Source organism: Mycobacterium sp. UNC410CL29Cvi84 (assembly GCF_000686745.1).
Taxonomy (GTDB): Bacteria; Actinomycetota; Actinomycetes; order Mycobacteriales; family Mycobacteriaceae; genus Mycobacterium; species Mycobacterium mucogenicum_B.
Map to the genome: position 1 here is coordinate 127,856 of NZ_JMLM01000008.1, position 17,564 is coordinate 145,419.

Sequence of the window (17,564 nt, forward strand, 5' to 3'; positions counted from 1 at the left end):
CCTCACACGAACGCGAACTTGACAGCTGTCAAGTGGAGTGTAGGTCGTTCGATGTCCGATGGGGAGGGGGTCGCGCGAAATATTTCCGAGCTGCAATCGGCGGGTGTTCAGTACGCTGGGTGGTCGTGTCGTCCGTCCATCCGCCCCGACTGCTGCAGCGCGCCGCGGCAGTGGCTGCCGCGGTGCTGTTGGTCGCCGGCTGTGGCCTGGACTCGCACAGTGAAGGCGCGACGGCCGTCGCACCTGACGCGGTGACCGCCGATCCGGCGCTGGTGCACACCGCATCGGGGACGGTCCGTGGGGCGGTCAATCCGGACCTGCGGTTCTTCGGTGGAATTCCTTATGCCGCACCGCCATTGGGACCACTCCGCTTCCGGCCGCCGGCTCCCGCACTCGCCTGGGATGGCGCGCGCGACGCGGCGAAACCGGGCGCCCGCTGCATCCAGGACCCCAAGGGTGACCTCGAGATGGGCCGCAACACCAGCGAGGATTGTCTGACGCTCAATGTCTGGACGCCGCCGGTGCGGGCCTCCGGCGAACGGCGACCGGTGCTGGTGTGGCTGCACGGTGGCGGGTTCATCAACGGTTCCAGCAATATCTACAACTCGACGCGGCTGACCACGCGCGGCGACGTCGTGGTGGTGACCGTCAACTACCGACTCGGCGCACTGGGCTTCCTGGCTCATCCCGCTCTGGGTGCCGGCCCCGACGTCGGCAACTACGGGTTGGCCGATCAGCAGGCGGCGCTGCGCTGGGTGCGTGACAACATCGCCGCATTCGGCGGCGACCCCGGCAAGGTGACCATCGCGGGCGAATCCGCCGGCGGGATGTCGGTGTGCGACCACCTCGTCGCTCCCGACTCGGCCGGTCTCTTCCGGGGCGCCATCATCGCGAGCGGGCCGTGCCAGGCGCAGGGCGCGCTACCGGAAGCCACCCGGGCGAGCCTCGCCTATGCGAAAGCCGCGGGGTGCGGCGAACCGGCGGACGCGGCGGATTGCCTGCGCAGCCTGCCGGTCGACAAACTGCGAAAACCGGTGTGGTTCTACGGAATCGGCGAGAACATGCTCAGCGGGCCCGTCTCCGGGACGACGCTGCTGCCGGTCGATCCGATGCGGGCCATCAACGACGGTGCTGCGGCGCGGGTGCCGGTGATGATCGGTACCACCCGCGACGAGTTCACCCTCTTCGTGGCGCTGCAATATCTCCGCGCGGGCAAGCGGTTCCATGCCGATGCTTACCCGCGCCTGCTGGAGTCGACGTTCGGCGCCGACGCCGGCGCCGTCGCGGAGCACTACCCGCTGGACCGCTACGGCGGCAGCGCCGCGGTCGCCTACTCGACGGCAGTCACCGACGCGGCGTTCGCGTGCGTGGCGGACCGCATCGGCGACGCGCTGGCCGCCGATGCGCCGGTGTACGGCTATGAGTTCGCCGACCCGACACCACCGACGCCGGATCCCTTGCGCCACTTGCCTTTCCCCGTCGGTGCCAGCCACTCGCTGGACCTGCGCTACATCTTCAACATGGGTGGAGCGCCGCCGCCGACGCCGCCACAGATCGCGCTCTCGGATCAGATGATCGACTACTGGAGCTCTTTCGTCCGCGATGGCCACCCCAGCGCGGAAGGTGCGCCGGACTGGCCGCAGCTGGCCGGCGGCGACCACGACCCGCGAATGTCGCTGCGTCCCGACGGAAGCCGATTGGTCACGGACTACGACCAGGTGCACCAGTGTGCGTTCTGGGGGACTCTGCAGCGCTGACTGCTACGTCGAACGTGGGGGATTCCGGTGACGTCAGCGGCGTGTCATCTCGGCAGGTCGCACGCTCGGCGCACGAAAAATGGCTTGCCCGTCCAGGTGTGCGTCCACTTCGATGGGGCGGCATGACGCTTCCCGATGCCGACCGATTCGCCCGTGAGTGGTGTGCGGCCTGGAACGCACACGACGTCGAGGCGGTCCTCGCGCATTTTCACGACGACGTCGTCTTCACCTCACCCGTCGCGGCGCGCGTGGTGCCCGAATCCGGGGGAGTGGTGCGGGGCAAGGATGCACTCCGCCGGTACTGGACCACCGCGCTGGCCGCGGTGCCGGAGCTGCACTTCGAGATCGTGGCCACCTATATCGGGACGCAGGCGCTCGTCATCAACTACCGCAACCACCGCGGCCAGCTCGTCAACGAGGTGCTGATCTTCGATGGCGATCTGGTGCGCGAAGGTCACGGCACCTATCTCGATTAGGCCGGCGTCACCCACGTCGTGATGTCGGCGTGCACGACCTCTTCGCCCCGGGCGTCGACCACGGAGACCGATACGACGACGTCGGTGCCTTTGGTCAGCGTCTCGAAGTCAGGGACGTCGACCCGTGCGTGCGCCCGCAGTGAGGTGGTGGCCTTGGCCAGGTACCGCACGTTCATGGCTTTGGGGATCCAGCGGTGACTCGTCGGCACTGTCGCTTCCATCGCCATGCCCATGGCGGCCTCGGCGGCGTTGCACGACGCGATGGCGTGCACGGTGTGCAGATGGTTGTAGACGAAGAACCACTTCGGCACCGCCACCTCGGCGTAGCCCGGCTCCATCGTCACCACCCGGGGTAGGACCGACGCGAAGTACGGCACCCGCACCATCGCGGCCGCCGAGAACATCAGACTGCCGCCGGGCCGTCCGGAGAGCTGCTTCCAGGCGCGGTACGTGGGGCTCAGTGTCGACATGCCTCGATCTTACTCGAAAGTAAGTTAGGTGCCGTCGCCAATTCTGCGTCGGCGGCCCGGTCCACTCGCCCTTCTGCAGCACCAGTTCAGAGTCAACGGGAGGACCGGCCGGGCGTGCGTTGAGGCTGTATCCAGGGCGCTCCTTACTCACACTTTTGTGCCACGAGTACAGAGTCAACGGCCGCGGTGGCTGCATACGCGTTGACCCTGTACCTGGGGCGCACCCCACTCGCATTTTTGCGCCACCGCCGCACGGTTAACCCGACGTCTGCGTCCACTCTCCAACCAGGGCGCGATCCACTCGAACGTCAGCGTCGTCACCGCAGATTCGAGGCAAATTCACGGCAGAATGAACCCGAGATCACCGCAGGACCGGCCGCAGAACCCGGGCGCGCCGGATGGCTCCGCAGCGGATTTGGAGCGAGCCCGGATCTGGGGCATACTGTTCGGGTTGCCTTGCGCCGGGTTCGCCCGCTGCGGGCATACGACCGGCGCCCATCACGGGCGCATCCGGTCCCAGCATCGCCCGAGATGGAATTTCCAGCGCGGACGACTGTGCGCAAAGGCGACACGCCCGAGCGCGGGGGTCGGTGAACCACAGAAACGTAAAGAGCGGCGGCATAGCCAGCGCGCGTCATCGGGTGTCCCGGGGCGTGCGTATTGAAGACCAGGCCCGAGCACGGGCCCGTGAAAGTTAGGTAGGAGAAGCGTGGCGGGACAGAAGATCCGCATCAGGCTCAAGGCCTACGACCACGAGGCGATTGACGCCTCGGCGCGCAAGATCGTTGAGACGGTCACCCGTACAGGGGCAAGCGTGGTCGGCCCGGTGCCGCTGCCGACCGAGAAGAACGTGTACTGCGTTATCCGGTCTCCCCATAAGTACAAGGACTCGCGGGAGCATTTCGAAATGCGTACCCACAAGCGCCTTATCGACATCCTCGACCCCACGCCGAAGACGGTTGACGCCTTGATGCGCATCGATCTGCCGGCGAGCGTCGACGTCAACATCCAGTAGGAGACCCAGAAAAATGGCACGCAAAGGCATTTTGGGCACCAAGCTGGGCATGACGCAGGTGTTCGACGAGAACAACAAAGTCGTCCCGGTCACGGTCGTGAAGGCCGGCCCCAACGTGGTGACCCGTATCCGCACCCCCGAGCGCGACGGCTACAGCGCCGTGCAGCTCGCCTACGGCGAGATCAGCCCGCGCAAGGTGAACAAGCCGGTCACCGGTCAGTTCGCCGCTGCAGGCGTCAACCCGCGTCGGCACCTGGCCGAGCTTCGTCTTGACGACGAGGCCGCGGTCGCCGAGTACGAGGTCGGTCAGGAACTGACCGCCGAGATCTTCGCCGACGGCGCGTACGTCGACGTGACCGGCACCAGCAAGGGCAAGGGCTTCGCCGGCACCATGAAGCGCCACGGCTTCAAGGGTCAGGGCGCCGCTCACGGTGCCCAGGCTGTGCACCGTCGTCCCGGTTCGATCGGTGGCTGCGCCACCCCGGGCCGTGTCTTCAAGGGCACCCGCATGTCCGGCCGTATGGGTAGCGACCGCGTCACCACCCAGAACCTGAAGGTTCACAAGGTCGACGCCGAGAACGGTGTGTTGCTCATCAAGGGCGCCATCCCGGGCCGCAACGGTGGACTGGTGGTTGTCCGCACCGCAGTTAAGCGAGGCGAGAAGTAATGACTCTCAAGATTGACGTCAAGACCCCGGACGGCAAGAAGGACGGCTCTGTCGAGCTGCCCGCCGCGCTGTTCGACGTCGAGCCCAACATCGCGCTGATGCACCAGGTGGTGACGGCCCAGCTGGCCGCCGCTCGCCAGGGCACCCACGCCACCAAGACCCGGGCCATGGTGTCCGGTGGTGGCAAGAAGCCGTACCGCCAGAAGGGCACCGGCCGCGCCCGTCAGGGTTCGACCCGCGCCCCGCAGTTCACCGGTGGTGGCACCGTCCACGGCCCGCAGCCGCGTGACTACAGCCAGCGGACCCCGAAGAAGATGATCGCTGCTGCCCTGCGCAGCGCGCTGTCGGACCGGGCTCGCAACGAGCGCATCCACGCGATCACCGAGCTGGTGGCCGGTCAGAACCCGTCGACCAAGAGCGCCAAGTCGTTCCTGTCGTCGCTGACCGACAACAAGAAGGTGCTCGTCGTGATCGGCCGCAGCGATGTGGTCGGCGCCAAGAGCGTCCGCAACCTGCCTGGCGTTCACGTGATTTCGCCGGATCAGCTGAACACCTACGACGTGCTCAACGCCGACGACCTGGTGTTCTCGGTGGAGGCGCTCAACGCCTACATCACCGCCAACACGAAAGAGGAGGTGTCGGCCTGATGGCTACCGTGACTGATCCTCGCGACATCATCCTGGCCCCGGTCATCTCGGAGAAGTCCTACGGACTCATCGAGGACAACACGTACACGTTCATCGTGGCGCCGGAGTCCAACAAGACGCAGATCAAGATCGCTATCGAGAAGATCTTCGACGTGAAGGTCGACTCGGTGAACACCGCGAACCGGAAGGGCAAGCGCAAGCGCACCCGCACCGGTTACGGCCAGCGCAAGAGCACCAAGCGCGCGATCGTGACCCTGTCCGCCGGCAGCAAGCCGATCGAACTGTTCGGAGCTCCGGCCTGATCGGCCGGGAGTTAAGGGATTAACTGATAATGGGAATTCGCAAGTACAAGCCGACGACCCCGGGTCGTCGCGGTTCGAGCGTCTCCGACTTCGCCGAGATCACTCGTTCGACTCCGGAGAAGTCGCTGATCCGCCCGCTGCACAGCACCGGTGGTCGCAACGCGCACGGCCGCATCACCACTCGTCACAAGGGTGGCGGCCACAAGCGTGCCTACCGCGTCATCGACTTCCGTCGCCATGACAAGGACGGCATCAACGCCAAGGTCGCGCACATCGAGTACGACCCCAACCGCACCGCGAACATCGCACTGCTGCACTTCGTGGACGGCGAGAAGCGCTACATCCTCGCCCCCAAGGACCTGAAGCAGGGCGACACCATCGAGCAGGGCCCCAACGCTGACATCAAGCCGGGCAACAACCTGCCGATGCGCAACATCCCCGCCGGTACGGTCATCCACGCTGTGGAGCTGCGTCCGGGCGGCGGTGCCAAGCTGGCCCGCTCGGCCGGTGTCAGCATCCAGCTGCTCGGTAAGGAAGGCGCCTACGCCACGCTGCGTATGCCGTCCGGTGAAATCCGTCGCGTCGACGTGCGCTGCCGCGCCACCGTCGGCGAGGTCGGCAACGCCGAGCAGGCGAACATCAACTGGGGTAAGGCCGGCCGTATGCGGTGGAAGGGCAAGCGCCCGACCGTCCGTGGTGTCGTGATGAACCCGGTTGACCACCCGCACGGTGGTGGTGAGGGTAAGACCTCCGGTGGTCGCCACCCGGTCAGCCCGTGGGGCAAGCCCGAGGGCCGCACCCGCAAGCCCAACAAGCCGAGCGACAAGCTCATCGTCCGCCGCCGGCGCACCGGCAAGAACAAGCGCTAGGCCGGAAAGGAATAGACGATGCCTCGTAGCCTCAAAAAGGGTCCGTTCGTCGACGACCATCTGTTGAAGAAGGTCGACGCACAGAACGAGAAGAACACCAAGCAGGTCATCAAGACCTGGTCCCGTCGGTCGACCATCATCCCCGACTTCATCGGTCACACCTTCGCCGTCCACGACGGTCGCAAGCACGTGCCGGTGTTCGTCAGCGAAGCGATGGTTGGGCACAAGCTCGGCGAGTTCGCCCCGACGCGGACCTTCAAGGGTCACATCAAGGACGACCGGAAGAGCAAGCGCCGCTAATGACTACCGTTACTGAATACCCGTCCGCGAGCGCCAAGGCGCGCTTCGTGCGTGTGTCGGCGAGCAAGGCCCGCCGGGTCATCGACCTGGTCCGTGGCAAGAGCGTCGAAGAGGCGCTCGACATCCTGCGGTGGGCACCGCAGGCTGCCAGCGAGCCGGTCGCCAAGGTGATCGCCAGCGCTGCTGCCAACGCACAGAACAACGAGGGCCTGGACCCGACGACCCTCGTGGTCGCCACGGTCTTCGCCGACGAGGGCCCGACTGCCAAGCGCATCCGGCCGCGCGCCCAGGGGCGTGCGTACCGAATCCGCAAGCGCACCAGCCACATCACCGTGGTGGTCGAGAGCCGTCCCGCCAAGGAAGGGCGCGGCAAGGGCTCCGCATCAGCCACGGCCGGTGCCGCGCGCGCTCGTCGTGCGCAGGGCAGCAAGGCCGCCGCTGCCAAGACCGAGACGAAGGGAGGCTCGGAGTAGTGGGCCAGAAAATCAACCCGCACGGCTTCCGCCTCGGTATCACCACCGAATGGAAGTCCCGTTGGTACGCCGACAAGCAGTACGCGGACTACGTCAAGGAAGACGTCGCCATCCGCAAGCTGCTGGCCACCGGCCTGGAGCGCGCCGGCATCGCCGACGTGCAGATCGAGCGCACGCGTGACCGCGTCCGGGTGGACATCCACACCGCACGTCCGGGCATCGTCATCGGTCGCCGTGGCACCGAGGCCGACCGCATCCGCGCCGACCTGGAGAAGCTGACCGGCAAGCAGGTTCAGCTGAACATCCTCGAGGTCAAGAGCCCCGAGGGCGTCGCGCAGCTGGTGGCGCAGGGCGTCGCCGAGCAGCTGAGCAACCGTGTCGCGTTCCGTCGTGCCATGCGCAAGGCCATCCAGTCGGCCATGCGTCAGCCGAACGTCAAGGGCATCCGGGTGCAGTGCTCGGGCCGCCTCGGCGGTGCTGAGATGAGCCGCTCGGAGTTCTACCGCGAAGGTCGCGTGCCGCTTCACACGCTGCGCGCCGACATCGATTACGGCCTGTACGAGGCCAAGACCACATTCGGCCGTATCGGCGTGAAGGTGTGGATCTACAAGGGCGACATCGTCGGTGGCAAGCGTGAGCTCGCCGCTGCCGCTCCCGCCGCCGACCGTCCCCGTCGGGATCGTCCGTCCGGTACCCGTCCGCGTCGCAGCGGTTCGTCGGGCACCACGGCGACCAGCACCGAGGCCGGCCGCGCAGTGGATGTTGCCGTTGAGACCCCTGCCGGCGATGCGCCGACGGAAGCAACGGAGAGCTAAGCATGCTGATTCCCCGCAAGGTCAAGCACCGCAAGCAGCACCACCCTGAGCAGCGCGGTATCGCCAGCGGCGGCACCTCGGTCAGCTTCGGTGACTACGGCATCCAGGCCCTGGGCCACGCCTACATCACCAACCGGCAGATCGAGTCCGCTCGTATCGCCATCAACCGGCACATCAAGCGTGGTGGCAAGGTCTGGATCAATATCTTCCCGGACCGCCCGCTGACCAAGAAGCCTGCCGAAACCCGCATGGGTTCCGGTAAGGGTTCGCCGGAGTGGTGGGTCGCCAACGTCAAGCCGGGTCGCGTGCTCTTCGAGCTCAGCTACCCCGACGAGAAGATCGCCCGGGAGGCGCTCACCCGCGCCATCCACAAGCTGCCGATCAAGGCACGCATCGTGACTCGAGAGGAGCAGTTCTGATGGCAGTTGGAGTTACGCCTGGTGAACTGCGTGAGCTCACCGAGGAAGAGCTGACCACGCGTCTGCGCGAGTCGAAGGAAGAGCTGTTCAACCTTCGCTTCCAGATGGCCACCGGTCAGCTGTCGAACAACCGCCGGCTGCGCACCGTGCGGCAGGAGATCGCGCGGGTCTACACGGTCCTGCGTGAACGCGAGTTGGGCCTGGCGTCCGGGCCGGTTGGTAAGGATTAGTCATGGCAGAAACTAAAGGCCCCAAGCACACGCCGGCCACCGAGACCGAGCGCGGTAGCCGCAAGACCGCCATCGGCTACGTGGTGTCGGACAAGATGGAAAAGACCATCGTGGTCGAGCTGGAGTCCCGCAAGAGCCACCCGCTCTACGGGAAGATCATCCGGACCACCACCAAGGTCAAGGCGCACGACGAGAACGGCGACGCCGGTATCGGCGACCGCGTCTCGCTGATGGAGACCCGTCCGCTGTCGGCCACCAAGCGCTGGCGTCTGGTCGAGGTGCTCGAGAAGGCCAAGTAGGCTTTCGACAGACATGGAACTGCCCCTCTCCTTCGGGAGAGGGGCAGTTTTGTATTGAGCGGAAATTTCTGCTGCCGCACCCAATCCGGATCGGCGCCGGCTCCGAATACGGGGCATGCACACACTCGTCCTCATCGGATTCCTCGGCGGACTGATCACCGGTATCTCGCCGTGCATCCTGCCGGTCCTGCCCGTGGTCCTGTTCTCCGGCGCCGGCCGCCGGCCCTACCGGGTGATCGCCGGACTGGTCCTGAGTTTCAGCGCGGTGACCCTCGTCGGGACCGCCGTGCTGCAGCAGTTGGATCTGCCACCCGACATCATCCGCTGGGTCGGCCTGCTGGTGCTCACGGTCATCGGCGTCGGCCTGATCTTCCCGCGCGTCGAGCGCCTACTCGAAGCGCCGTTCGCGCGTCTGCCGCAACGCGACATTGCCGGCGGCCGTAAGGGTTTCGGCCTCGGCCTGGCCTTGGGTGTGCTCTACGCGCCGTGCGCGGGACCCGTGCTGGCGGCGATCGTGGTGGCCGGGGCGACCGGCCGCATCGGGCTGGACACCATCGCGCTGACCGCCTCGTTCGCAGTGGGCACCGCACTGCCATTGTTGTTTTTCGCCGTGGGCGGGCAACGAGTTGCCGAGCGGGTCAAGGCATTTCAGCAGCGACAGCGGCAGGTCCGGGTGGCGGCCGGCGTGGTCATGCTGGTCGCCGCGGTGGCGTTGGCGCTGAATCTGCCCGCCACGGTGCAACGGAAGATTCCTGACTACACCGCGACGTTGCAGGCGCGCATCGCACCGTCGGGAGTCGGTTTGTCGAATTGTGCGGAGGGTGCGAGCGTCTTGCAGGACTGCGGGACGGCCCCGGACATCGTCGGCATCGACAGTTGGTTCAACACTCCCGGCGATGCACCGCTCGACCTGAAAGCCTTGCGCGGCAAGGTGGTTCTTGTCGACTTCTGGACCTATACGTGCATCAACTGCCAGCGCGCGATCGAGCATGTCACCGGTTGGTATGAGCGCTACAAGGACCAGGGTTTCACCGTGATCGGCGTGCACACGCCGGAGTACCAGTTCGAGCATGACCGTGCCGGCGTCGTCAAGGGTGCTGCCGACCTGCACATCACGTACCCGGTGGCCCTGGACAACTCGTATGACACCTGGCACAACTACCAGAACCAGTATTGGCCGGCGAGTTACCTGATCGATGCTGCGGGCGTGGTCCGCCACCTCAAGTTCGGTGAGGGCGACTACGACGTGACCGAGGGCATGATCCGGGAGCTGCTGGCGCAGGCGAAGCGCTGACGGGTGCGGTTAGGCTGCTCGACGATGGCCGCATCGTCTGAGCATGCCCCCGATCTCGGTGCCTTGTTGCACCGTCTCGCCTACGGGGATGACGACGCGTTCGCGTCGTTCTACGACGCGACCTGTGCCCGGGTCTTCGGCCTGATCTTGCGGGTCCTGCGGGACCCCGGCTACAGCGAGGAGACGACGCAGGAGGTGTACGCGCAGGTGTGGCGCTCGGCTTCCGCCTATGACCCTGTCGAGGGTTCGGCGCTGGCCTGGCTGATGACGTTGGCGCATCGCCGGGCGGTCGATCGGGTGCGTGCGGAGGTCGCGAGCAGTCGGCGTGAATGGGACTACGCCACAACGCATCTCGATCGATCATCGGACGTGGTGGCCGAGGCGGCGGTGCGGGGCGACGATCGCCGCCGGGTGGTGGGCTGCCTCGGCACGCTCACCGGCGCACAGCGTGAGGCGATCGAGTTGGCCTATTACGGCGGCCTGACCTATGTGCAGGTCTCCGAGCGGCTGTCCACGAGTCTCGGCACGGTGAAATCGCGGATGCGCGAGGCGCTGCGCAAGCTCCGTGATTGTCTGGGGGAGTCATGAGCGATCCGTCGGAATTCGAACTGCTGGAGCTGGCCGTGCCGTACGCGCTCGACGCTGTCTCCGACGTGGAGCGCGCCGACATAGAGCGGCAGTTGGCAGCGGCGCCCGGGCCGGTTGTGGCGGCATTCCGGGCTCAGGTGGCCGAGGCTCGGGAGACTCTCGGGACACTGTCGGACGCCACGGCTGTGGCGCCACCGGCGGCGCTGCGCGATCGGGTCGTGCGCGGCAATCGGCAAGTGGTCCGCGAACATCGTTGGCGCAAAGCGGTTCTGGCGGCGGCCGCGGTACTTGCCGTCGGCGGCGCGTTCACGGCGGGCTGGATGTTGCGCCCGCCGCCCGCCCCGCCGGTCGCCGAAAGGGTGATGACGGCGCCGGACGTTCGCACGGTCTCCACCGCCCTGCGCTCCGGTGGCACCGCGACCGTCGTGTACTCGCGGGCGCGCGGTGACGGCATGGTGATGTTCGACGGTGCTGCGCTGCCCCCGCCGGGCATGGCCTACCGGGTGTGGCTGATGAAGGACGGCGTTCCGGTGCAGACGGGGTCGCCGATCCGGGACACGCGCACGGTCATGGTTTCGGACATCGGGCGGGCCACGGCGCTGGGTCTGACGGTCGAACCCGTGGGCCGCACCGGAGACTCGCCGCCGGGTGACATGGTGGGGCGGGTAATGCTGCCGTAGCGCAGGTGCGCGTCGCGAACGTCAATATCCAGGGCGCGGCTCAGCTCCCGGGTGTAATCTCCGGGCGGATCGCCGGGATCGGCGAAGACTGACCGGGACGAGGCGTCATGGCAACTGAATTCCAGGGCAAGATAAAACTCGACATCCGCGACTCGGAGCCCGACTGGACTCCCTACGCGGCGCCGGTCGCACCGGCCGGTGCACCGAACGTGCTCTACCTCGTGTGGGACGACACCGGCATCGCCACCTGGGACTGCTTCGGCGGCCTCGTCGACATGCCGGCCATGCGCCGCATCGCCGACCGCGGCGTGCGGCTGTCCCAGTTCCACACCACTGCGCTGTGTTCGCCGACCCGGGCCTCGCTGCTCACCGGGCGTAACGCCACCTCGGTGGGTATGGCGACCATCGAGGAGTTCACCGATGGGTTCCCGAACTGCCACGGCCGCATACCTTTTGAGACCGCCCTGCTGTCCGAGGTGCTCGCCGAGCGGGGCTGGAACACCTACTGCGTCGGCAAATGGCACCTGACGCCGCTGGAGGAATCGAACCTGGCCTCGACCAAACGGCATTGGCCGCTGTCGCGCGGTTTCGAACGCTTCTACGGCTTCATGGGCGGCGAGACCGACCAGTGGTACCCGGAGCTGGTATACGACAACCACCCCGTCGCCCCGCCGGCCACGCCCGAAGAGGGCTACCACCTGTCAAAAGACCTGGCGGACAAGACTATCGAGTTCATCCGGGACGCCAAGGTCATCGCGCCGGACAAGCCCTGGTTCTCGTACGTCTGCCCCGGGGCCGGGCACGCGCCGCACCATGTCTTCAAAGAATGGGCCGACAAGTACGCCGGGACGTTCGACATGGGTTACGAGGCCTACCGCGACCTGGTGCTGGAGAACCAGAAGCGGCTCGGCATCGTGCCTCCGGACACCGAGCTCTCGCCGATGAATCCGTATCTGGACGTCAAGGGACCGAACGGGGAGCCGTGGCCGCTGCAGGACACGGTGCGGCCCTGGGACGGGCTGAGCGACGAGGAGAAGCGACTGTTCGCCCGCATGGCCGAGGTGTTCGCCGGGTTCCTGTCGTACACCGACGCCCAGATCGGGCGAATTCTCGACTATCTGGAGGAATCCGGGCAGCTGGACAACACCCTCATCGTCGTCATCTCCGACAACGGGGCCAGCGGCGAAGGCGGCCCGAACGGTTCGGTCAACGAGAACAAGTTCTTCAACGGCTACATCGACACCGTCGAAGAGAGCATGCGGTACTTCGACACGCTGGGTTCGCCGGACACCTACAACCATTACCCGATCGGCTGGGCGATGGCCTTCAACACGCCCTACAAGCTGTTCAAGCGCTACGCCTCGCATGAGGGCGGCATCGCCGACACCGCAATCATCAGCTGGCCCAATGGAATCGCCACACACGGCGAGGTACGCGACAACTACGTCAACGTCGCCGACATCACCCCGACGGTCTACGAGCTGTTGGGCATCGAACCGCCCACCGAGGTGCGCGGCGTGCCGCAGCGGCCGCTGGAAGGTGTGAGTTTCAAAGCGGCCCTGGCAGACTCGGCGGCCGACACCGGCAAGACGACGCAGTTCTACGCGATGCTCGGCACGCGTGGCATCTGGCACGACGGCTGGTTCGCCAACACGGTGCACGCCGCGACGCCGTCGGGATGGTCGCACTTCGACAAGGACCGCTGGGAGTTGTTCCACATCGAGTCCGACCGCAGTCAGTGCCACGACCTCGCCGCGGAGAATCCGGCGAAACTCGCTGAGATGCAAGAACTCTGGTTTGCCGAGGCGGCCAAGTACAACGGCCTGCCGCTGGCCGACCTCAACGTGTTCGAGACGCTGCTGCGTGACCGTCCCTACCTGGCGGGGGATCGGCAGACCTTCACCTATTACCCGGGCACCGCCGAGGTGGGCATCGGCGCCGGCGTCGAGCTTCGGGGCCAGTCGTTCTCCGTGCTGGCGGAGGTCGACGTCGAATCGGCCGCTGCCGAGGGGGTGCTCTTCAAGCAGGGCGCCGGCCACGGCGGGCACGTGCTGTTCGTGCAGGATGGCCGGCTGCAGTACGTCTACAACTTCATGGGCGAGGACGAACAATGGGTGTCCGCGCTCGATCCATTGCCCTTGGGGCGGCACGTCTTCGGCGTCCGCTATGACCGCACCGGCACCGTGGAGGGCAGTCACACGCCGCTCGGCACGGTCGAACTGCGGATCGACGACGCGGTGGTGGCCGTCCGTCCAGATGTTCGCGCCCACCCGGGCACGTTCGGGCTGGCCGGTGGCGGCGTCGCGGTCGGGCGCAACGCGGGCCAGCCGGTGTCGAACCGCTACCGGGCCCCGTATCCCTTCGTCGGGGGCACCATCGCCAAAGTCGTCGTCGACATCTCCGGTACGCCGTATCTTGACGTCGAACAGGAGCTGGCCAAGGCGTTCTGCAAGGACTAGGGGACTGCGATGAGCGGAACGATCATGCGGTGCGCCGCCGTGCTGTCGGCGGTGGCGCTGCTGGCGGCCTGCGGCGGCAAGGACGACGAGAAGCCAACCAGTACAAGCAAATCCGGCAGCACCATGACCAGTGCCACCAGTTCGCCGGCGACGTCCGCGACGTCCTCGACTGCGGCGTCGGGGTCGAAGATGCCCGACCTGCCGGTGTACGGAGTGGTCGAAACCACCAAACGTCCGGTCTCGGCGGGCGAGCAGGTCTGCGACCCGCCGAGCCCGCCGGCGCAGACAATGACCGCGACCACCGGAGCCCCCGGCGCGCCGACCGTCGTCATTGCGGTGCCCGACGGATTCAGCCAGGGGGCAGCGGGTTCCGGTGACGTCGCGCTGAACTTGACCGGACCCGACGGCCTGACCGGCACCGTGAAAATCAGTCCGACACCCCTCGATGCCGGGGCCGCGTTCCAGCAGTACGCCGATGCGCGCACCGCGGGCCACGAGTTCAACAGCGTCAGCATCCTGCCCGACGAATTGTGCGGTTACAGCGGGCAGAAGCTGATGGGCGTCCTCGCTGACAAGCCCGGCGGTGGCAGCGACTACGTGGACCGCATCGTGCACGTGTGGACCAACAGCGGGGACTACCTCATCGCGCTGCAGTTGCAGGGACCCGCCGGTTCAAAGGGGCTCGACGCGGCCAAGCCGGTCCTGCTGGGGGACTTCGGTATTCGGCTGGGTTAGCCGGGTCGTCATTCGGGATTGGTCAAGCGGGCCAACACGATTCCGCCGACGATCATCGACAACGCCACCGCGCGGCCGATGCTGAGTGGGTCCTTGTGGACCAGCACCCCGATGGCGATGGCCCCGACGGCGCCGATGCCGGTGAATACCGCATAGGCGGTGCCGACCGGCAAGGTCCGCATCGCCAGCGACAGCAGGTACACCGACAAGGCACCGACCAGTACGCAGACGACCGTCGGCAGTAGGCGGGTGAACCCGTCGGTCGGTTTGATGCTCTGGGACCAGGCGATCTCCACACCGCCGGCCAAAGCGAGGATGAGCCAATTCATTTCGCATACTCCGTGGCCAACGCGCGCGCCGTGTTCAGGGCGGCCGTCAGGGACGCGTCGTGCCCGGTCCGGAACTGGGCGAGCGCGGGATCCACTCGGGAGTTGGCCAGTTCGGCGTTGATGAACACGGTGTCGGTGACGGCGAAATGCCCGGCGAAGAAGTCGCGCAGGAACCTCTCCTGATAGTCGAAGGCCGCCTTGGGTGAGCCCGGCGAGTAGGCGCCACCTCGTGCGGTGGCGACCACGAACCGTCGGGGTGCCAACGACATTCGTGGAAACGTCACCTGGTCCAGCCAGGCCTTCAGAGCGGCCGGAATCGAGTAGTTGTACATCGGCGTGCCGATCAGCACGACGTCGGCCGAGCGCAATTCGGCCAGCAGCGGTTCGACGATGGCCCAGGCCGCGGTTTGGGCGGGAGTGCGTGCCAGGCCCGCGAGCTCGTCGAGGTCGGTGACGGCGGCGGCCAGTGCCGCATCGCAGATTTCGGTCCAGCCGGCGTCGATGAACGGCACCGGATCGGCCGCCACGTCGCGGTAGCGGTAGGTGCCGTCGGGCGCTGCCGTACGCCAGGCCTGCGCGAACTCGGCGCTGAGCTGCCTGCTGATCGACGGGTTCCGGGCGCTGGCATCCAGGTGAAGCAACGTGGTCATGGCCATCCTCTCAAAAGTGGACACTGTGTCCGGATTGATGATGCAACTAACCGGACGTTGTGTCCACTTATTCCTGGAGTGGGCTATTGTGCGGTGGTGGACATCGGTCAGGACCTGCTCGGCGACGACGCAGGCACTGAGGGCGGCGGCACCGAGCGGGCCGACGCCGCGCGCAACCGTGCCCGGATCCTGGCCGCGGCCGCGGAGGTCTTCGCCGATCGTGATCCGCGCAGCGTCACCATGGAGCACATCGCCACGGCGGCCGGCGTCGGACGCGGCACGCTGTATCGGCGCTACCCCAATACCGCCGCCATCGCCGTCGCGCTGCTCGACGAACATGAGCGCGCCCTGCAGCGCCAATTGATCTCCGGAGCGCCCCCGCTCGGGCCGGGAGCCGCGCCGGCAGAACGACTTTCGGCGTTCTATACCGCCATGGTCGACCTCCTCGACCGGCATGTGGATCTCGCGCTCGGCGCCGAGATCGGCGGCGCCCGCTACCGCACCGGGGCCTACGGTTTCTGGGCCGCGCACGTGCGCGCCCTGCTGGTGCAGGCCGACGTGGCCGAGCCGGACCCGCTCGTGGACATTCTGTTGGCGCCGTTGGCCGCCGAGAACTTCCTCCACCAACGCGAACGCGGCCTGTCCGTCGCGCAGATCAGCGGCGCGCTGACGCGGCTGGCGCACGCGCTTCTCGGCTGACCTCCTTCTGGTCAGCGCGAGCAGATCCCTGTGCAGTCGGCGCGGCACCCGCAACGATGAGCCCACATCGGGTGACGGGAGAGGCGTGATGACTGAGACCGAGGTGACGCAGAGCTGGGTGAGCCGCGTCGGAACTGATTGGTGGGCAACGATTTTGGGCCTCGCGGTGACCGCGCTCGCGGTGGCCGGCGTGCTGCCGAAGATCGGCTGGTGACGCGATGAGTGTAGAGACAGCGGGAGCGGCCGACCAGGTCGAGCCGGTAGCCGAGTCCGACACCGAATCCACGGGCGCCCGGCGGTTCCTCGACTACATCCCGGGCCTACTGCTCCTGGTGGTAGTGGGTCTGGCGGGCAAGTACGCCCAGATCGGTTGGCTGGCGCTGGCCAAGCACCAGCACTGGCACGTGCCCGACATCGAATACGTGTTGTGGGCTATCGTTTTCGGGTTGATCATCACCAATACCGTTGGTCTGCACCGGATTTTCCGTCCGGGCGTCGCCACCTACGAATTCTGGCTCAAGATCGGCATCGTCCTGTTGGGCGCGCGGTTCGTCCTCGGTGACGTCCTCAAGCTCGGCGCCACCAGTCTGGTGCAGATCCTGATCGACATGACCGTCGCCGGCGCCATCATCATCGCCGCGGCCCGCTGGTTCGGCCTGTCCGGCAAGCTCGGCTCGCTGCTGGCCATCGGCACATCGATCTGCGGGGTCTCGGCGATCATCGCGGCCAAGGGCGCCATCCGGGCCCGCAACTCCGATGTCAGCTACGCGATCGCGTCCATCCTGGCGCTCGGTGCCGTCGCGCTGTTCGTGCTGCCGCCCCTGGGGCACGCCATCGGGCTCACCGACCACGAGTTCGGGTTGTGGGCCGGCCTCGCCGTCGACAACACCGCCGAGACCACGGCCACCGGCTACCTCTTCTCCGACGAGGCCGGCAAGACCGCAGTCCTGGTGAAGTCGGTGCGCAACGCGCTGATCGGCTTTGTCGTCCTCGGCTTCGCCATCTACTGGGCTGCCAAGGGAGAGGCCGACGCCGTCGCCTCCGGCGTGCGCGCCAAGGCCGCGTTCGTGTGGCAGAAGTTCCCGAAGTTCGTCCTCGGCTTCCTGGCGGTCTCGGCCGTCGTCACCGCCGGGCTGTTGAGCAAGGGACAGATCGCGAACCTGGCCGCGGTGTCCAAGTGGGCCTTCCTGCTGACCTTCGCGGGGGTCGGGCTGTCCACCGACTTCCGGCAGATCGCACGCACCGGCTGGCGCCCGCTCGTCGTCGCGGTGATCGGCCTGGTCGTGGTGGCGACGGTGTCACTTGCGCTGGTGCTGCTGACGTCGCGAGTTCTGGGTTGGGGCATCGGGGGCTGAGGAGTGCATTAAGGGTGTCAAACCCGCTGACTGAGT

The 17,564-nt window shown here is 66.8% G+C and carries 23 protein-coding genes and 1 pseudogene; 21 read left to right on the forward strand and 3 right to left on the reverse strand.

The genetic code is table 11. The features are described from left to right. Positions 1 to 119 precede the first annotated feature (119 nt). Together BR47_RS0112670 and BR47_RS0112675 are read left to right on the forward strand one after the other, a co-directional pair. A complete protein-coding gene (locus BR47_RS0112670) occupies positions 120 to 1,757 on the forward strand; it encodes a carboxylesterase/lipase family protein (protein ID WP_051634771.1) in 1,638 nt (545 codons plus the stop codon). Positions 1,758 to 1,879: 122 nt separating this feature from the next. After that, positions 1,880 to 2,233 (forward strand): nuclear transport factor 2 family protein, encoded by a 354-nt coding sequence (locus BR47_RS0112675; protein ID WP_029119742.1) that lies wholly within the window; start codon positions 1,880 to 1,882, stop codon positions 2,231 to 2,233. Here BR47_RS0112675 and BR47_RS0112680 read toward each other — a convergent pair. After that, a complete protein-coding gene (locus BR47_RS0112680; RefSeq protein ID WP_020101398.1) occupies positions 2,230 to 2,703 on the reverse strand; it encodes a hotdog fold domain-containing protein in 474 nt (157 codons plus the stop codon). The two genes, BR47_RS0112675 and BR47_RS0112680, sit on opposite strands and share 4 nt — an antisense overlap. Positions 2,704 to 3,412: 709 nt before the next feature. On the opposite strand from BR47_RS0112680, the gene rpsJ reads away from it, so the two are divergent. From rpsJ to BR47_RS33755, 16 genes and pseudogenes are all read left to right on the forward strand, one after another. After that, positions 3,413 to 3,718, forward strand: coding sequence for a 30S ribosomal protein S10 (gene rpsJ / locus BR47_RS0112685; protein ID WP_003883485.1), 306 nt, complete (start codon positions 3,413 to 3,415; stop codon positions 3,716 to 3,718). Positions 3,719 to 3,731: 13 nt separating this feature from the next. Further along, complete coding sequence (rplC, locus tag BR47_RS0112690; protein WP_020101399.1) at positions 3,732 to 4,385, forward strand: 50S ribosomal protein L3; 654 nt, start codon at positions 3,732 to 3,734, stop codon at positions 4,383 to 4,385. After that, entirely contained in the window at positions 4,385 to 5,032 is a 648-nt protein-coding gene (gene rplD / locus BR47_RS0112695; RefSeq protein WP_020101400.1) for a 50S ribosomal protein L4, read from the forward strand. The genes rplC and rplD overlap by 1 nt, the downstream gene beginning before the upstream one ends. Next, on the forward strand, positions 5,032 to 5,334 hold the full coding sequence (rplW, locus tag BR47_RS0112700; RefSeq protein WP_029119743.1) for a 50S ribosomal protein L23: 303 nt from the start codon (positions 5,032 to 5,034) through the stop codon (positions 5,332 to 5,334). The genes rplD and rplW overlap by 1 nt, the downstream gene beginning before the upstream one ends. A gap of 29 nt (positions 5,335 to 5,363) precedes the next feature. Then, on the forward strand, positions 5,364 to 6,203 hold the full coding sequence (gene rplB, locus BR47_RS0112705; RefSeq protein WP_020101402.1) for a 50S ribosomal protein L2: 840 nt from the start codon (positions 5,364 to 5,366) through the stop codon (positions 6,201 to 6,203). 18 nt (positions 6,204 to 6,221) lie between these two features. Then, positions 6,222 to 6,503, forward strand: a complete 282-nt coding sequence (gene rpsS / locus BR47_RS0112710; protein ID WP_020101403.1) for a 30S ribosomal protein S19 — start codon at positions 6,222 to 6,224, stop codon at positions 6,501 to 6,503. Then, positions 6,503 to 6,976 (forward strand): 50S ribosomal protein L22, encoded by a 474-nt coding sequence (gene rplV / locus BR47_RS0112715; RefSeq protein WP_020101404.1) that lies wholly within the window; start codon positions 6,503 to 6,505, stop codon positions 6,974 to 6,976. The genes rpsS and rplV overlap by 1 nt, the downstream gene beginning before the upstream one ends. Continuing rightward, a complete protein-coding gene (gene rpsC / locus BR47_RS0112720) occupies positions 6,976 to 7,791 on the forward strand; it encodes a 30S ribosomal protein S3 (protein WP_020101405.1) in 816 nt (271 codons plus the stop codon). The genes rplV and rpsC overlap by 1 nt, the downstream gene beginning before the upstream one ends. 2 nt (positions 7,792 to 7,793) lie before the next feature. Continuing rightward, the gene (gene rplP / locus BR47_RS0112725) at positions 7,794 to 8,210 is read left to right on the forward strand and encodes a 50S ribosomal protein L16 (protein ID WP_020101406.1); all 417 of its coding nucleotides are present in this window, start codon (positions 7,794 to 7,796) and stop codon (positions 8,208 to 8,210) included. After that, positions 8,210 to 8,440 (forward strand): 50S ribosomal protein L29, encoded by a 231-nt coding sequence (rpmC, locus tag BR47_RS0112730; RefSeq protein WP_020101407.1) that lies wholly within the window; start codon positions 8,210 to 8,212, stop codon positions 8,438 to 8,440. Before rplP ends, rpmC begins: the two co-directional genes overlap by 1 nt. A 2-nt stretch (positions 8,441 to 8,442) precedes the next feature. Further along, positions 8,443 to 8,739, forward strand: coding sequence for a 30S ribosomal protein S17 (gene rpsQ, locus BR47_RS0112735; RefSeq protein WP_020101408.1), 297 nt, complete (start codon positions 8,443 to 8,445; stop codon positions 8,737 to 8,739). A 115-nt stretch (positions 8,740 to 8,854) separates the two neighbouring features. Beyond that, positions 8,855 to 10,024: pseudogene (locus BR47_RS30400) on the forward strand (cytochrome c biogenesis protein/redoxin); the annotation flags it as partial. Between the two features lie 33 nt (positions 10,025 to 10,057). After that, a complete protein-coding gene (gene sigK, locus BR47_RS0112745; protein ID WP_029119744.1) occupies positions 10,058 to 10,621 on the forward strand; it encodes an ECF RNA polymerase sigma factor SigK in 564 nt (187 codons plus the stop codon). Further along, positions 10,618 to 11,301 (forward strand): anti-sigma factor, encoded by a 684-nt coding sequence (locus BR47_RS30405; RefSeq protein ID WP_051634772.1) that lies wholly within the window; start codon positions 10,618 to 10,620, stop codon positions 11,299 to 11,301. Before sigK ends, BR47_RS30405 begins: the two co-directional genes overlap by 4 nt. A 107-nt stretch (positions 11,302 to 11,408) precedes the next feature. Continuing rightward, entirely contained in the window at positions 11,409 to 13,760 is a 2,352-nt protein-coding gene (locus BR47_RS0112755) for an arylsulfatase (RefSeq protein WP_029119745.1), read from the forward strand. A gap of 9 nt (positions 13,761 to 13,769) precedes the next feature. Continuing rightward, positions 13,770 to 14,495 (forward strand): hypothetical protein, encoded by a 726-nt coding sequence (locus BR47_RS33755; RefSeq protein ID WP_231506702.1) that lies wholly within the window; start codon positions 13,770 to 13,772, stop codon positions 14,493 to 14,495. 8 nt (positions 14,496 to 14,503) lie between these two features. Here the strand turns inward: BR47_RS33755 and BR47_RS0112765 are convergent, their stop codons facing one another. Further along, positions 14,504 to 14,824 carry a DMT family transporter gene (locus tag BR47_RS0112765; protein ID WP_029119747.1) on the reverse strand — a complete coding sequence of 107 codons (321 nt, stop codon included), beginning with the start codon at positions 14,822 to 14,824 and terminating at the stop codon, positions 14,504 to 14,506. Next, positions 14,821 to 15,474, reverse strand: coding sequence for an FMN-dependent NADH-azoreductase (locus tag BR47_RS0112770; protein ID WP_029119748.1), 654 nt, complete (start codon positions 15,472 to 15,474; stop codon positions 14,821 to 14,823). The genes BR47_RS0112765 and BR47_RS0112770 overlap by 4 nt, the downstream gene beginning before the upstream one ends. A 96-nt stretch (positions 15,475 to 15,570) precedes the next feature. On the opposite strand from BR47_RS0112770, the gene BR47_RS0112775 reads away from it, so the two are divergent. From BR47_RS0112775 to BR47_RS0112785, 3 genes are all read left to right on the forward strand, one after another. After that, positions 15,571 to 16,173 (forward strand): TetR/AcrR family transcriptional regulator, encoded by a 603-nt coding sequence (locus BR47_RS0112775; RefSeq protein WP_051634786.1) that lies wholly within the window; start codon positions 15,571 to 15,573, stop codon positions 16,171 to 16,173. A gap of 88 nt (positions 16,174 to 16,261) precedes the next feature. After that, positions 16,262 to 16,387 (forward strand): hypothetical protein, encoded by a 126-nt coding sequence (locus BR47_RS34015; protein WP_020101418.1) that lies wholly within the window; start codon positions 16,262 to 16,264, stop codon positions 16,385 to 16,387. A 4-nt stretch (positions 16,388 to 16,391) separates the two neighbouring features. Beyond that, on the forward strand, positions 16,392 to 17,528 hold the full coding sequence (locus BR47_RS0112785; protein WP_029119750.1) for a YeiH family protein: 1,137 nt from the start codon (positions 16,392 to 16,394) through the stop codon (positions 17,526 to 17,528). Positions 17,529 to 17,564 lie beyond the last annotated feature (36 nt).

What these genes read in the sequence shown, in the direction of transcription:
- BR47_RS0112675 (WP_029119742.1), top strand. Translation starts at nt 1,880, where the DNA reads ATGACGCTTCCCGATGCCGACCGATTCGCCCGTGAGTGGTGTGCGGCC.
- BR47_RS0112680 (WP_020101398.1), bottom strand. Translation starts at nt 2,703, where the DNA reads ATGTCGACACTGAGCCCCACGTACCGCGCCTGGAAGCAGCTCTCCGGA.
- rplC (WP_020101399.1), top strand. Translation starts at nt 3,732, where the DNA reads ATGGCACGCAAAGGCATTTTGGGCACCAAGCTGGGCATGACGCAGGTG.
- rplD (WP_020101400.1), top strand. Translation starts at nt 4,385, where the DNA reads ATGACTCTCAAGATTGACGTCAAGACCCCGGACGGCAAGAAGGACGGC.
- rplW (WP_029119743.1), top strand. Translation starts at nt 5,032, where the DNA reads ATGGCTACCGTGACTGATCCTCGCGACATCATCCTGGCCCCGGTCATC.
- rplB (WP_020101402.1), top strand. Translation starts at nt 5,364, where the DNA reads ATGGGAATTCGCAAGTACAAGCCGACGACCCCGGGTCGTCGCGGTTCG.
- rpsS (WP_020101403.1), top strand. Translation starts at nt 6,222, where the DNA reads ATGCCTCGTAGCCTCAAAAAGGGTCCGTTCGTCGACGACCATCTGTTG.
- rplV (WP_020101404.1), top strand. Translation starts at nt 6,503, where the DNA reads ATGACTACCGTTACTGAATACCCGTCCGCGAGCGCCAAGGCGCGCTTC.
- rplP (WP_020101406.1), top strand. Translation starts at nt 7,794, where the DNA reads ATGCTGATTCCCCGCAAGGTCAAGCACCGCAAGCAGCACCACCCTGAG.
- rpmC (WP_020101407.1), top strand. Translation starts at nt 8,210, where the DNA reads ATGGCAGTTGGAGTTACGCCTGGTGAACTGCGTGAGCTCACCGAGGAA.
- rpsQ (WP_020101408.1), top strand. Translation starts at nt 8,443, where the DNA reads ATGGCAGAAACTAAAGGCCCCAAGCACACGCCGGCCACCGAGACCGAG.
- sigK (WP_029119744.1), top strand. Translation starts at nt 10,058, where the DNA reads ATGGCCGCATCGTCTGAGCATGCCCCCGATCTCGGTGCCTTGTTGCAC.
- BR47_RS30405 (WP_051634772.1), top strand. Translation starts at nt 10,618, where the DNA reads ATGAGCGATCCGTCGGAATTCGAACTGCTGGAGCTGGCCGTGCCGTAC.
- BR47_RS0112755 (WP_029119745.1), top strand. Translation starts at nt 11,409, where the DNA reads ATGGCAACTGAATTCCAGGGCAAGATAAAACTCGACATCCGCGACTCG.
- BR47_RS33755 (WP_231506702.1), top strand. Translation starts at nt 13,770, where the DNA reads ATGAGCGGAACGATCATGCGGTGCGCCGCCGTGCTGTCGGCGGTGGCG.
- BR47_RS0112765 (WP_029119747.1), bottom strand. Translation starts at nt 14,824, where the DNA reads ATGAATTGGCTCATCCTCGCTTTGGCCGGCGGTGTGGAGATCGCCTGG.
- BR47_RS0112770 (WP_029119748.1), bottom strand. Translation starts at nt 15,474, where the DNA reads ATGACCACGTTGCTTCACCTGGATGCCAGCGCCCGGAACCCGTCGATC.
- BR47_RS34015 (WP_020101418.1), top strand. Translation starts at nt 16,262, where the DNA reads ATGACTGAGACCGAGGTGACGCAGAGCTGGGTGAGCCGCGTCGGAACT.
- BR47_RS0112785 (WP_029119750.1), top strand. Translation starts at nt 16,392, where the DNA reads ATGAGTGTAGAGACAGCGGGAGCGGCCGACCAGGTCGAGCCGGTAGCC.